The organism is Flocculibacter collagenilyticus, from assembly GCF_016469335.1.
In the GTDB taxonomy this organism is placed as follows: Bacteria; Pseudomonadota; Gammaproteobacteria; order Enterobacterales; family Alteromonadaceae; genus Flocculibacter; species Flocculibacter collagenilyticus.
The window spans coordinates 1920741-1934912 of sequence record NZ_CP059888.1; the positions used below are offsets into that span (position 1 = coordinate 1920741).

14 protein-coding genes are annotated in these 14172 nt (G+C 37.9%); 8 read left to right on the plus strand and 6 right to left on the minus strand.

Features of this window, described 5'->3' with window-relative positions:
• Positions 1-11 precede the first annotated feature (11 nt).
• The 4 genes from HUU81_RS08525 (at position 12) to HUU81_RS08540 (ending at position 3478) form a co-directional block, all read left to right on the plus strand.
• Positions 12-701 (plus strand): TIGR01621 family pseudouridine synthase, encoded by a 690-nt coding sequence (locus HUU81_RS08525; RefSeq protein ID WP_199611821.1) that lies wholly within the window; start codon positions 12-14, stop codon positions 699-701.
• A gap of 104 nt (positions 702-805) precedes the next feature.
• Positions 806-1597, plus strand: a complete 792-nt coding sequence (gene tcdA, locus HUU81_RS08530) for a tRNA cyclic N6-threonylcarbamoyladenosine(37) synthase TcdA (RefSeq protein ID WP_199611823.1) — start codon at positions 806-808, stop codon at positions 1595-1597.
• A gap of 75 nt (positions 1598-1672) precedes the next feature.
• Complete coding sequence (locus tag HUU81_RS08535; RefSeq protein ID WP_199611824.1) at positions 1673-2824, plus strand: iron-containing alcohol dehydrogenase; 1152 nt, start codon at positions 1673-1675, stop codon at positions 2822-2824.
• A gap of 15 nt (positions 2825-2839) precedes the next feature.
• Positions 2840-3478 (plus strand): DUF1415 domain-containing protein, encoded by a 639-nt coding sequence (locus HUU81_RS08540; RefSeq protein ID WP_199611825.1) that lies wholly within the window; start codon positions 2840-2842, stop codon positions 3476-3478.
• On the opposite strand, the gene HUU81_RS08545 is transcribed toward HUU81_RS08540, so the two are convergent.
• Positions 3455-3691 (minus strand): PGPGW domain-containing protein, encoded by a 237-nt coding sequence (locus HUU81_RS08545; protein ID WP_199611827.1) that lies wholly within the window; start codon positions 3689-3691, stop codon positions 3455-3457. The genes HUU81_RS08540 and HUU81_RS08545 overlap by 24 nt on opposite strands.
• A 174-nt stretch (positions 3692-3865) precedes the next feature.
• Here HUU81_RS08545 and ydiJ point away from each other — a divergent pair, with 174 nt between their 5' ends.
• The gene (gene ydiJ / locus HUU81_RS08550; protein WP_199611829.1) at positions 3866-6898 is read left to right on the plus strand and encodes a D-2-hydroxyglutarate dehydrogenase YdiJ; all 3033 of its coding nucleotides are present in this window, start codon (positions 3866-3868) and stop codon (positions 6896-6898) included.
• 86 nt (positions 6899-6984) lie between these two features.
• Here ydiJ and HUU81_RS08555 read toward each other — a convergent pair whose 3' ends face one another.
• A complete protein-coding gene (locus HUU81_RS08555; protein WP_199611830.1) occupies positions 6985-7884 on the minus strand; it encodes a LysR family transcriptional regulator in 900 nt (299 codons plus the stop codon).
• Positions 7885-8141: 257 nt separating this feature from the next.
• Here HUU81_RS08555 and HUU81_RS08560 point away from each other — a divergent pair, with 257 nt between their 5' ends.
• From HUU81_RS08560 to HUU81_RS08570, 3 genes are all read left to right on the plus strand, one after another.
• Positions 8142-8633, plus strand: a complete 492-nt coding sequence (locus tag HUU81_RS08560; RefSeq protein WP_199611835.1) for a hypothetical protein — start codon at positions 8142-8144, stop codon at positions 8631-8633.
• Positions 8634-8926: 293 nt separating this feature from the next.
• The gene (locus HUU81_RS08565) at positions 8927-10168 is read left to right on the plus strand and encodes a tyrosine-type recombinase/integrase (RefSeq protein ID WP_199611843.1); all 1242 of its coding nucleotides are present in this window, start codon (positions 8927-8929) and stop codon (positions 10166-10168) included.
• A 90-nt stretch (positions 10169-10258) separates the two neighbouring features.
• Positions 10259-11467 (plus strand): tyrosine-type recombinase/integrase, encoded by a 1209-nt coding sequence (locus tag HUU81_RS08570; protein WP_199611845.1) that lies wholly within the window; start codon positions 10259-10261, stop codon positions 11465-11467.
• Between the two features lie 94 nt (positions 11468-11561).
• Here the strand turns inward: HUU81_RS08570 and pyrF are convergent, their stop codons facing one another.
• From pyrF to ihfB, 4 genes are all read right to left on the minus strand, one after another.
• On the minus strand, positions 11562-12260 hold the full coding sequence (gene pyrF, locus HUU81_RS08575) for an orotidine-5'-phosphate decarboxylase (RefSeq protein ID WP_199611847.1): 699 nt from the start codon (positions 12258-12260) through the stop codon (positions 11562-11564).
• An 18-nt stretch (positions 12261-12278) separates the two neighbouring features.
• The gene (gene lapB, locus HUU81_RS08580) at positions 12279-13424 is read right to left on the minus strand and encodes a lipopolysaccharide assembly protein LapB (RefSeq protein WP_199611848.1); all 1146 of its coding nucleotides are present in this window, start codon (positions 13422-13424) and stop codon (positions 12279-12281) included.
• A gap of 40 nt (positions 13425-13464) precedes the next feature.
• Positions 13465-13752, minus strand: coding sequence for a lipopolysaccharide assembly protein LapA domain-containing protein (locus HUU81_RS08585; RefSeq protein WP_199611850.1), 288 nt, complete (start codon positions 13750-13752; stop codon positions 13465-13467).
• Positions 13753-13827: 75 nt separating this feature from the next.
• Positions 13828-14118: an integration host factor subunit beta gene (gene ihfB / locus HUU81_RS08590; protein ID WP_199611852.1), complete on the minus strand. Its 291-nt coding sequence runs from the start codon at positions 14116-14118 to the stop codon at positions 13828-13830.
• Between the last annotated feature and the right edge of the window lie 54 nt (positions 14119-14172).

Below are 14172 nucleotides of genomic sequence, written 5' to 3' on the forward strand. Positions count from 1 at the left end.
AAAATTAAACTATGTTTGATTTTGTTTTTGAAAATAACGACTTTATTGTAGTAGATAAGCACCCAGATGTTTCTTTTCATTGTGAGGAGGAACAGTTGGGTTTATTTGAAGCGGTGAAGCAACGCTATCAATTCGACTTACTTTACCCGGTACACCGTTTAGATAAAATGACTTCGGGCTTAGTTATTTTTGCCAAGTCAAAACACATCGCGGCAAAATTTGGTGAATTGTTTGAAGCAAAAAAGATAGAGAAATTCTATCTAGCGATTTCTGAGCAAAAACCAAAAAAGAAGCAAGGCCTAATCAAAGGGGATATGAAACCGTCGCGCCGCAGTGCTTGGAAGCTAATGCGAACGAATAATAACCCTGCAATAAGCCAATTTTTTAGCCACAGTATTGGTAATGGTTTACGACTTTATCTAGTGAAGCCACATACAGGAAAAACACATCAAATACGCGTAGCATTAAACAGTATAGGCGCGCCAATTTTAGGTGATGAACTGTACGCCTCTGCTAGCGCAAGTAAGATAATGGCTAAACGTGGCTACTTACATGCTTATGCTGTTAAGTTTGAATTAAATGATAATACTTTCGCGTTTGTGCAGTCCCCAAATATAGGCATGTATTATTTATTAGATGCTACCCAATCAGCAATAAAAGAATGGCAATCGCCATGGCAAATTACTTGGCCCGCAATATAGCTAAGCAGTTTGCGAAACATATATTACTAGGCCGAGTTGTAATCTAGCAGATTACGCCCCATTTATTATTTCTATGATTTACTTTTTAGTTAGGTTCTATATTCATGTCTCAATCAGAATATGATGTTCGTTTTGGTGGAATAAAAAGGCTGTATGGTGTTCAAGCCTCTGATGTATTGCGTAACTCGCATGTAGCGGTTGCGGGAATTGGTGGCGTAGGCACATGGATAGTAGAAGCATTAGCACGTTCTGGTATTGGCAAAATCACACTAATTGATTTAGATGATATTTGCAGTACAAATGTAAACCGCCAAATTCATGCAATGACGGGGACGGTTGGTCAGCCAAAAGTAGACGTTATGGCTGAACGGGTAAATGCCATTAACCCTGAGTGTGATGTAAACGTCATTGAAGATTTTATTACTGTTGAAAATCTGCGAGACATCATTACAACCGAATTTGACTATATGGTTGATGCCATAGACGGCGTGAAAGCAAAAGCTGCGATGATTGCCCATTGTAAGCGCAATAAAATCCCAATTATTACTACTGGTGGTGCGGGCGGACAAACCGATCCCACGCAAATTACTATGGGTGATGTGGCGCGTACAATTCAAGATCCACTAATGAAAAAAGTACGTAATACGTTGCGACGTGAATATGGCTTTTCAAAAAACCCGAAACGTAAGTTTGGTGTCGACTGCGTTTATTCAACCGAACAGCTTGTTTATCCATCTGCCGACGGCGCGGTGTGTCATCAAAAATCAAATAATGACGGTGCCATGCGTCTAGATTGTAATTTAGGCTTTGGTGCAGCAACAATGGTAACGGGAACGTTTGGTTTTTTTGTTGCGGCTCATGTTGTAAAAAAGTTGATTGCGAAGAATAAGAAATAATTATTAGGGCATTTGACCCTAAGCTACATCCTCAATATCTGAGGCTTACCAGCACAAAATCGAACAGGAACTACTATGCAAAATTTTGAATTTCACAACACCACCAAAATTCTTTTTGGTGAAGGAAAAATCGAAACGCTAGCTAATGAAATACCTAAAGATAAGAAAGTATTACTAGCTTATGGCGGTGGTAGTATCAAAAAAAATGGTGTTTATGATCAAGCAATGACGGCATTAAAAGATCATAAAGTGATAGAGTTTAGTGGAATAGAGCCAAACCCGCATTACGACACCCTGATGAAAGCTGTCGAGCTAGTTAAAAATGAAAATGTAGATTTTATTCTAGCTGTTGGCGGTGGCTCGGTGATTGATGGTTGTAAATTTATCTCAGCAGCTGTGCACTATGAAGGTGACGAGCCTTGGCACATTATGGAAAAGCAAGAAAAAATCGAGTCTGCTTTACCACTAGGCACAATTTTAACGTTGCCTGCGACAGGCAGCGAGAGTAATGGCAATTTTGTTGTAACCCGTGGCAATGAAAAAATGGGTTATTCAAGCCAGCTAGTTTTCCCACAATTTTCGATATTAGATCCTACCGTTACGTATAGCCTGCCAGAAAAACAAACAGCGAATGGTGTCGTAGATGCGTTTGTTCATGTAATGGAGCAATATTTAACGCATCCAGTTCAGGCAAGAGTACAAGACCGATTTGCTGAAGGCTTACTTCAAACGCTTACCGAAGTTGGCCCTCAAATATTAAAAACGCCTGAAGATTATGACCTGCGCGCCAACATCATGTGGTCTGCAACACTTGCGCTAAATACGTTAATTGGTAAAGGCGTACCGCAAGATTGGGCCACACATATGATTGGTCATGAATTAACAGGGTTATTTGGTATGGATCATGCCCAAACATTGGCGATTGTGTTGCCAGCGGTGTTGAAAGAACGCCATGAGAAAAAACACGATAAACTTATTCAATATGCTGAGCGTGTTTGGAACATACAAGAAGGCAGTGATGAAGAAAAAGTGAATGCTGCAATTGAAAAAACAGAAAGCTTTTTTAAAGAAATGAAACTGTCGACTCGATTAAGTGAAGAAAACATTTCTGAAGATGAAATTCCGAATATTTTAAAGCAGCTTGAAAAGCATGGCATGACCGAGCTAGGTGAAGATGGCAATGTTGATTTAGCCATGTCAGAGCGCATATTAAGAAGAGCATTATAATTTTTAGGTTAGGGCATGCGTGCCCTAACACTCATCCACAGCAGTAGAGCTAAATCAGTGTCAGATCTAAAGCAAAATAATACCGTTATTATTCAAAACACACGTGCGTGGGTTCAGCAATTTATTGTTGAACTTAATATTTGCCCATTCGCTAAAAAAGAAGTTGAGCGAAATACTATTCGTTACTTTATTTCATCACCTGATGATGCTGAAACACAAAATAGTCAAACACTGGTAAGTACAACCATACTAAACGATATGATGGATTGCTTTACTGAATTAGACCAAGAAGCGGGACCTGAAACTACTTTAATGATTTTTCCAAATGGATTTGACGACTTTGAAGACTATTTATTTTTAGTCGATACCGCACAAGTCACACTAGAGCAAATGGGGTATTTAGGCATTTATCAGCTTGCCACATTCCATCCAAATTATATTTTTGAGGGTGAAGATGCGCAAGATGCTTCAAATTATACTAATCGTTCCCCTTACCCCATGCTACATATTATTAAAGAAAGTGGCATTGAGCGCGTACTAAAAACCTACAAACACCCAGAACAAATTCCAGAAAATAACATCGCACTAATGAATAAATTGGGTGTGGATTACTTATCTAACCTACTTCACTCATTTAGACAGTCGGCGAAGTAATAACTGCCTATCAATCCACACGGCAGACTTTTTTGAAAGCGTTTGAGCATATTTTAAAAGGCTTCGACATTTAGGTGAAAATAAACTCAAGCAAGTTAAACCAAGCACAATAAAAATCAGTGATGGCCCTGGAATTATCACAAATATCAATCCAATAGCGACTAATACAACGCCGGCCAGCAATAATGAATATCGTTTAACAGTGTGCAGCATCTAATTTAACTCTTTAGTCCTTCTTTTGTAGGTTAAGTATGCGCCATTCATTCCGCATTTACTGTGTTGATTATGTAATTGTTTGTAACCAGATTTATTTTTGTAAGGTTGTTCCCCTTGAATATGCAGCACTGATATAATTTAAGGCAGTTTCCACCCAACCAGAAGTTAGACATGATACCTAAGATAACACCTGAACAAACGCAAACCACCTTAACGCAAGATTATTTAGCAAAAGTACAAACAAGCGCGTTTTCTGGCGATATCGAAAGTAGCTACGCTAGCCGGTTGGTAATGGCTACCGACAACAGTATCTATCAAAATATTCCGCAAGCTATCGTCTATCCAAAACATCATCAAGACATTGTTACATTACTGAAAATAGCTAATACAGCCCCTTTTACAGATATCATATTTAGCCCTCGTGGTGGCGGAACGGGCACAAATGGTCAGTCATTAACGCATGGCATTGTGATTGACATGTCTCGATATATGCGAGAAATCATTGAGATTAACGTTGAAGAAAAATGGGTGCGTGTGCAGGCTGGTGTGATAAAAGATCAGCTTAATGACTTTCTACGTCCTTACGGTTTTTTCTTCAGCCCAGATTTATCAACCAGTAACCGAGCAACAGTAGGCGGTATGATCAATACCGATGCATCGGGTCAGGGCTCATTGGTATACGGTAAAACCAGTGATCATGTTTTAGGATTAAGAAGTGTACTCGTAGACGGTTCAACTCTGGATACCTCACCCATGCCTGTCGAACAGGCTCAGCAAGTTGCGCAACAAACAACAGCAGAAGGCCGCATTTATAAGCAAGTGTTTGATACTTGCTATAACAATCGACAGCAAATTTTAGATACCTTTCCACGCCTTAATCGCTTTTTGACAGGCTATGATTTAGAACACGTATTTAATGATGATCTGACAGAATTCGACTTATCTCGAATTATTACTGGCTCAGAAGGCTCGTTAGCGTTTGTAACCGAAGCCAAGCTAAATTTAACGCCTATTGCTAACCACAAAGTGTTGGTAAACGTTAAATATGATTCGTTTGAATCTGCCTTGCGCAATTCGCCATTTTTATTAAATGCAAATGCCACATCTGTTGAAACAGTAGACAGCAAAGTATTAAATTTAGCGCGAGAAGATGTGATTTGGCACGACGTTTCAACCTATATTAAAGATGTTCCAAATAAAGAAATGCTTGGTCTTAATATGGTTGAATTTAATAGTGAATCAGCTGAAGACATTGAAAGTAAAATCGCTAACTTAAAAAATATGCTCGACTCGTTAATTGATAACAACGAAGCTGGCGTAATTGGCTACCAAGTATTAGAAGACAACGCTGCCATTGGTAAAATTTATGCCATGCGTAAAAAAGCGGTTGGCTTGTTAGGTAATGTAAAAGGTAATAAAAAGCCTATTGCCTTTGCCGAAGATACGGCTGTGCCGCCAGAAAACTTAGCTGACTTTATTTTAGAATTTAGAGCGCTGTTAGATTCGTATAAATTAGACTATGGCATGTTTGGCCACGTTGATGCCGGTGTATTGCATGTGCGTCCAGCATTAGACATGTGCGATCCGGAACAGGAAAAAACTTTACGTTCAATCTCAGACCAAGTAGTTGCCTTAACAGCGAAGTATGGCGGTTTAATGTGGGGTGAGCACGGTAAAGGATATCGTAGTGAATACGGACCAGACTTTTTCGGTGAGCATTTATTTACAGAGCTAAGACACATAAAAACGGCCTTTGACCCAAATAACCGTGTTAATCCAGGTAAAATTTGTACGCCAATAGCCAGTAAAGAGCAACTCGTGTCAGTAGATGATATCAAGCGCGGTACATACGATAGGCAAATACCTGTTGATGTAAAAATGGATTTTAACACCACCGTAAACTGTAACGGTAATGGCTTATGCTTTAATTACGATGTAAATAGCCCAATGTGTCCATCGTATAAAATTACAGGCGACCGACGTTATTCACCTAAAGGCAGAGCAGGGCTGATGCGTGAATGGTTGCGATTAGCCACTAATAACGATTCGGCAGCAGACCTAAACAGCGTGATTAAACAACCAAGTAACGTTTTCACACGCCTTGCAAACAATCGAAAAAAAGCCAAAGGTGACGCCGACTTTTCGCACGAAGTAATGGAAAGTATGGAAGAGTGTTTGGCATGTAAAGCATGTACTAAAGCTTGCCCAATCGAAGTTGATGTACCAACCTTTAGAGCTAAATTTTACCAAGCTTATTACACACGTTATCAACGCCCTTTAAAAGATTATTTTGTGGCAAATGTTGAGTCGTTAGCTCCCGTCATGGCAAAGTTTCCGAAACTGATGAATGCTATTCAACAGAGCCCGCTGGTTAAAAAATTAATCGAAAAAACCATTGGTTATGTAGATGCGCCAGCACTTAGCAGCCCTGCATTATCGAAAAGGCAATTACCTGTTGTTGAGTATAACTTTGCAACATTAAGTAAATTGTCTGCTGAAGAAGCGAAGAAACACGTAATTATTGTACAAGATCCATTCACCTCATTTTATGAAGCTGACTTATTACAATCGAGTATTTCGCTTATTCATCATTTAGGTTATAAGCCTGTTTTGCTGCCATTTACGCCAAACGGCAAAGCCCAACACGTAAAAGGCTTTCTAGAAACCTTTAAAAAAACCGCTCTAAAGTCATCAAAAGTACTATCTAAGGTTGCGACATTAGGTATCCCCATGATTGGAGTCGATGCATCACTTGTACTGTGCTACCGTGATGAGTACAAAAAAGAATTAGCTGATTTACGTGGCGAGTTTGAGGTGTTGTTAGTTAATGAATGGCTAAGTAACATTGATATAGCGCCACAAAATAAAGTCGAAGGTGATGAGTACTACTTATTCAGCCACTGTACTGAAAAAACCAATTTGCCGTTAGCTGCTCATGATTGGCAGACAGTGTTTAAGCAGTTTGGTATTAAGCTCAATTTAATTAGCACAGGATGTTGCGGCATGGCTGGCACATATGGCCATGAGGTTCAAAACCAAGATAATTCAAAAGGATTATTCGCGTTAAGTTGGCAGCCACAAATGGATAAAATTGATACGAGTAAAATGGTCGCAACGGGATTTTCTTGCCGCAGCCAAGTTAAGCGTTTAAACGGTGTTAAGCCAGTACATCCGTTAGAAGCACTGGTTAAGCTAATAAGCTAAGCTACATTGATGCCTATTAAGCGATTGATTTTTATGTGAAACTATTATGTGAAACCATGAAAAATCTGCCTGCAAGAATATAAGGATTAATCAACCCATGGAGCTGTTGGCCTTGTTTGTTCGATAATGAAATCGATAAACATTCTTACCGGAGCAGTTAAGTGCTTATTTGACTGATAAACAATATGCATATTGGAAATAGGGGATTTATATTCTTCTAATATCCAAACTAGCTCTCCCGAGTCAATAAACTGCTTCACGATTGGTAGCGGTAAGTACAAGATCCCCAAATCTTGTATTGCCGCTTGACATAATAAATGCATACTATTAGCTGCATATCGACCCTTGATAGTTGTATTAACGGTTTCATCTTGATGTGAAAACTTCCAGGTTTGGTTAGCTAACGTTTTCCCTAGAATCAGGCAATGATGGTTGATTAATTCATTTGGGTGACGTGGTGTCTTGTGCTTTTGAAGGTATGCAGGGCTTGCGCAACAAACACTGTGTTTTGGCCCAATTGAGCGCGCAATTAAATTAGAGTCTGAGAGTATTCCAGAACGAAATGCTATGTCTATCCTGTTCTCAATAAGGTCAATATAGGAGTCTTCAGCTAAGAGCTCAATCTGAATGTCTGGTTCTTGGTTGAGAAATTGGTTAATCCACGACTGCAAATAGTATATCGAAAAATCAAAAGGAGCCGTAATCCTAACCTTTCCTTTAGGTCTATTTCGAAGTTGCATCGCTATATGATTAGCTTCTTCTATGCCCGCAAGATGTTGCTTGCATCGTAAGTAGTATTCTTTTCCCTCTTCTGTCGGTGCAACGTTCCTTGTCGATCTGTTAAGTAATCTTAAACCTAAAGCCTCTTCAAGTTTTTGCACTTTTCGGCTTACAGAAGTAGAGGGCATTTCTAGCAATTCTCCTGCAGAAGAAAAATTACCTGTCTCAATAACACTTATGAATACTTTAATATTATTCAGATCCATTATTAATTACTCGATATATTGGGATTCTGATTCTTATTCTTGCCATATAAAAAAACTAACTTTAGCTCTTATAATGAGTCTATTGAATTCATTTCAACATTTGTTGATTTATAAAATCAAATGAAGAGTTGTTTAATATGTCAATTATAGCAGTGAAGAAAATTATCAAGCGGTTTTAAATAATTCCAGAGATAGTTAACTTCATAATATATAGAACATATTCGTTTTCTAATCACCTATGTATAAGGCAGGGTATTATGACTAAAAATAGAGCGATAAAATTAAGTGCATTTTTCTTCTTTTTATGGGGCTTACTGCATTTTCTTGTGGGCTATCCGGCTCTACTGTATCCATTCGAAGGCACCAACGTTGTTCTCGATGTTTTTAAGATAAATGCAGTCGGAAATGAAGGAGCTGCTATGAAAGCAGCTTTCACAAATGCTACGTATCTGGGATTAAACTTTTTAATTAACTTAATGGCATTTGGTTTACTTGGAATGTGGCTAGGTTTTTTAATGTGGAAAGAACGTTATGTATCGCTTAGTTATCGATTAAGTCTTGTGATCTTAGGAATTGTTGATATTGCATTTATTGGATGCATGGTGATCACTGAAATATCGCCATTGTCTGAAGCCATTTGGGGACCTCTGTTGTACGTATTGGGTGCGGTGTTTGGCTGGTATGGCGTCTACTCAGATAAGCTAGAAGAAATAAATGCTCAAGGTAGAGTGGAAGATGAAGCGGTATAAACTAGCGAAAGAAAGCAAGAAGTAGGTGCTATAAACTAATATCATCACGTTTTATCATTATAGAACTTCTATTTTCTTGATTGAGCAAGTTCAAAGCACATAAACAGGTGGCCTAAACGCTACGGAAATTTACTAGGGGATTACGTAGCGTTGGCTAAAATAGGAATAAACTAAACATCAGTACAGTAGTCCCAATATCATCTACTATGTCCGATACAGTTAAGTATTGGACATAGTGTATTAAAGCATTTAAACTAGCGCCATCTGTATAATTATACTAAATCATTGAAATTATGGCACTAACTAAACCTTTTCCTCTATATCCAACTTATTCTGAGTTATGTGAATTTAATTTTGATGACTACCCAAAATTAAATCAGTTATTCGGATCACAGCCTGATTGGTGGCTTGAACATTTTAATTGGGGAAAACAGTATCTTGAATATATAGGTCGAAATAAATCTCCGCACACTTACGACCGATTCAGAAATGAAGTTGAACGCTTTTTGCTATGGTCATTTCTAGAAAAGCAAAAACCTATTGATCAACTCCGAAAATCTGATTTGCTTGAGTATGCAGATTTCTGTTGGCTACCACCAATAAGCTGGATTGGTACATCTAATCAAGAACGTTTTAAAATGTTGTCTGGTTACTTCACAGCAAACGAACACTGGGCACCATTTAAAATTCAAGTGCCTAAAGGCCAAAAAGAACAAACTGAACTAAATAAGAAAAAATACAGGCCGTCACAGCAAACTTTAAAATCTATGTTTACGGCAATTGTCGTTTTTTATAACTACTTAATGAATGAGGAACTTTGTTTAGGTAATCCTGCGCAGATTGCTAAAAAAGATTGCCGTCATTTCATCATTGACGCTCAAGTTAAAGAAGTGAATCGCCTTAATGCATCACAATGGGAATATGTATTAGACGTTGCTGTGAACATGGCTGATGAAGATCCTATATATGAGCGAAATTTGTTTGTAATTGCGGCTCTGAAAACATTGTTTTTAAGGATTTCTGAGTTATCTGAGCGTCCTAATTGGTCACCTGTTATGGGACATTTTTGGCTTGATGACGATGAAAACTGGTGGTTAAAAGTCTTTGGTAAAGGCCGTAAATTAAGAGATGTAACCGTGCCACTAGATTTTTTACCTTTCTTACAGCGTTATCGTTTTTCGCGCGATTTATCAGGCTTACCATCTCATAATGATAATTCTGTGTTAGTTGAAAAAATACGTGGCCAAGGCGGTATGTCTTCTCGGCACTTAAGGCGTTTAGTCCAAACTGTTTTTGATCAAGCGTACGAAAAAATGCGCAACGCTGAAGGTGAAAATAAGGCATTAAGACTTAAAGAAGCAACAACACATTGGCTACGACATACTGGAGCCAGTATGGAGATTGAGCGCGGACGCGAGTTGAAAGATGTATCTGAAGACTTAGGGCATGCAAGTATGGCAACTACAGATACTATTTATGTACAAACAGATAATAAATTACGCGCTGAAAGCGGCAAAAAGCGTAAAGTGAATTAATTGAACCATATAAATATTATTTATATTCAATTCAATGATTTACATAGGTAAAATGTTCCGTATAACGCTAATTATACGGATAAGTATTTTATGAGTTTTTTGGGCGAGTTTCTTCCTCTATTTCCGCATGCTGATCAGCTTGAGTTAGGTAATGATGCGATAAATAAGATCGTTACTGAGCTAGATAGAACGATTCATGACGCTAGCTATACCTATGAGTTAGCGATTGAATACCTGGCTGAAAACAGATTTAATGCCAATAACTTTAAATCTATCCGAAGTGAGCTTAATTTATTGTATAATTGGATGTGGTTTGTTGAAGGTATTAGCCTGCAAGACATTAATCGTATTACCCTAAGAAAGTTTATCGATTTTTGTAATCAGCCCCCTACCCAACTTATCGCTCCTACTTCTTACCCTTACTTTGTGGTAAACAAAGAAACTAAAGAGCCTGAAATAAACCCAAAATGGAAGCCATTTGTCCACCGAGGTGATGGCGAATATATTCGTAAGACAACTACCCTTAAAGCACAGCTGTCATTGTTAAGCAGCTTTTTTCTATTTTTAGCTGATTTAGAATATTGTGATAAAAACCCTGCCGCAGTATTGCTACGTCGATTGAATGTAAATAATACTAGAGTGAGTTTGTCTGAGGATGGAGATAAAAGTTTAAGTACAATGCAATGGCAATATGTTTGGCAAGAAGTTAACAGGCTTGCTGATGCCGACCCTGCTAAACACGAACGTACAAGATTATTGTTTGCCCTACTCTATATGCTCTATCCACGAGTATCTGAAATATCTGCTCGGCCGGGCTACACCCCATTAATGAGTAGCTTTATAAAGCATCGAACTGGTAAGTGGATTTTTAAAATACCTAGAAGTAAAGGAGGTAAAAGCAGATCGATTCCTTGCTCATCAGCGCTAATACAATGCTTAGTACGTTATAGAAGATTTTTAGGGTTGCCTGATTTACCAGTACCAAATGAGTCTACACCACTTTTTGTAAGGCATAAGGCAGGAACACACGGTCGTGAGGCTGGTATTTTAAATGCACAATTAGGTATCGAGGCTATTAGTGGCATTGTAAAAGACATATTTAATGTAACTGCAGATATTTTGCAAAACGTTGAACCATACGAAGCGGAAGAGTTAAGAAAGTTTAGTATTCATTCCATTCGACATACCGGTATTTCAAATGCCATAGCTAATAATGAGCCATTGCAAACAGTAATGAAAAACGCTGGTCACTCTGATTTATCTACGTTATCGATTTATACGTCAGGTGAAATACGCTAGCTCATATGCCGCATTTAGCATTAAGTCATCAATTTCATAAATTGAATGCCCTGTAATGATAAATGCGGTGATGGCTATACTCTATACTCTATACTTATGCAATACTTTTATATATGTTTTTTAACGCGGCTAATGGATTATCAGCTTGAGTAATTGGCCTTCCAATCACTAAATAGTCTGAGCCAGCTGCTAGCGCTTTTTCAGGTGTCATTATGCGAATTTGATCACCAGCTGCGGCATCCGCTGGTCTAATACCGGGCGTAATCAACTGAAATTCTTTGCCACATTCCTGTTTTAACATCGCTGATTCTTGTGCCGAACAAACTACCCCGTCTAAGCCTGAATTTAGAGCGAGTTTGGCAAGATGGCTTACATGATCTTTAGGTTCTTTATCAATCCCAATTCCATTTAGTTGTTCTTGATCCATGCTGGTTAATACTGTAACTGCAATAAGTTTTGGTGCTTTATCAGCGTAAGGTTTTAAAATATCTTTTGCAGCTTCCATCATCTTTTTACCGCCAGAAGCATGTACGTTCACCATCCACACACCTAATTCGGCCGCCGCTTTTACTGCTTTAGCAACGGTATTTGGAATATCATGAAACTTTAAATCTAGAAAAACCTCAAAACCAAGTTGGTGCAATTGTTTTACAAATTCAGGACCGAACAAAGTAAACATTTCTTTGCCAACTTTTAATCGACACATTGATGAGTCTAACTGCTCAACTAGCTCAATCGCTTTGTTTTTATTATCAAAATCTAATGCGACAATTATTTTTGGATCTGCAGTCATAAACGCCTCTATTAAAAATTAACGACCATCAAGGCCTTTGCTTGGTTTTACACATTCCCACTTATGACAAGAAGGGCATTGCCAATAACGCTGATTGGAATTAAATCCACAATTTCTACAATTATAAAGCGCTTTTGTTTTTAAGTAGTTCGAAACAAGCACTCGTATAGTTTCAACTAATTCGGTTTTAGAGCGTGCTGCGTCTTTACTAAGTTCCAGTAACTTAATGAATGCTCTGATATTTGGTGTGTCTTGCAGCATTTGCGTCATGTACTGCAATGCATTTTCTGTACTTTCGAACTTTTCAATGTACTTGGCGTATTTAATTGCAAAGGCCACGCATAATTTAGGCTGCGAATAGCTTTTTAAAAACTCATAGAAAACATATTCTTCATTCAAGTTAATATAACAGTGCTCGAGTTGATCAGCTATATCAGCTGAAAACTCTTTATCTACTTCTAAGATTTGTAACAGGTGTTTTTTCGCACTTTTATAATCAGCGTTTTTAATAGAGAAATCTGCTAAGGCAAGTAAGGCTCTGGTGCACTGTGGATCGATTTTTAATGCAGTGTGCAATTGTGCTTCAGTTTTATATTGTGAGCTGAGCAAATCTGCATATTCACAATAAAAGTGAGCAGCAGATTTTTTTAAATCGGTTGAGTGAATTGACTTAATCGTTTGAATAACGTCAATGCCTTTTTTCCACTCTTTTGTAATTTGATATAAGTTCAGTATTTCTTGTACTACTTCTTCATTTTTATTAGGCAATATTTCTAAAAATGTAGATTCAGCATGCCCATAAATGCCAGCTTTTACATAGTCGCGCCCTAACTCTAATTTAACTTTATTAATAAGTTCGTCGGGCAAAACTTGTTGCAGTAAAAATGAATGAATTTTAATCGCGCGATCAAACTCCCCTCTTCGTCTAAACAAATTTGCTAACACAAGATGGGTTTCTATAGTGGAGGAGTTAACTTCTAGAAAGTTGATGAGTTGTTCGATGGCCTCATCTTTTTGACCGTCGAGTAAGAAATTTAAACTTTGTGTGTATTGCTTATAAAATTTTCGCTGATTAGCGACGTCGTCATTGCGTATACTATTTCTACCCATTATCCACCCATAGCCAGCTGCTACAGGTAGTAATAGAAATAATAACTCTAACATCTAATAAAAATTCTCGTAGCTAGATAAATAATGTGATGAATTACTCATGGTCATTTGATGATTCTAGTTTTTCTAATTTTACTTTTAATTTGTTGTTTTCTTTTTCAATTTTGTTTTTCTTAATTGAAAGCTTTGCGACCATGAAATTAGCAGTTATTAAACCAACAAAAAGGCCTGTGAAAAAAATGATACTCACTAACTCAGATATAGTTAATGTAGCCGAACCGACTAAATAGTTAACTGAAATTTGTTCTTTGTTGAGTAATCCGAACGATAAGGCAAGTAGTATTAAGAATAAATAAAGAATAACGAGAAGAAACTTACGCAACGTGGACTCCTAAAATAAAAATTATCCATAAAAAAACGGCACGCTATTTTAGCATGCCGTTTCTATAATTCCAGCTTACGCGTTTAAACTTGCGTTGACGCGTTCTCTAAGCTCTTTACCAGGCTTGAAGTGAGGCACATACTTACCGGTCAGTTGAACACTTTCCCCTGTTTTGGGGTTACGGCCTGTTCTCGGTGCCCGATAGTGTAATGAAAAACTACCAAACCCTCGAATCTCAATACGGTCACCGCTGGCTAACGTATTGGCCATTTGTTCTAGTACTTCTTTAATTGCATCTTCGACGTCTTTAGCAGGTACATGTGAATACTCTAAAGACAACTTTTCAATTAACTCTGACTTGGTCATTAGACCCCCTTTCAATCCTAATACAAAAAACTAAGAGTAAGGGAAGCATTAACT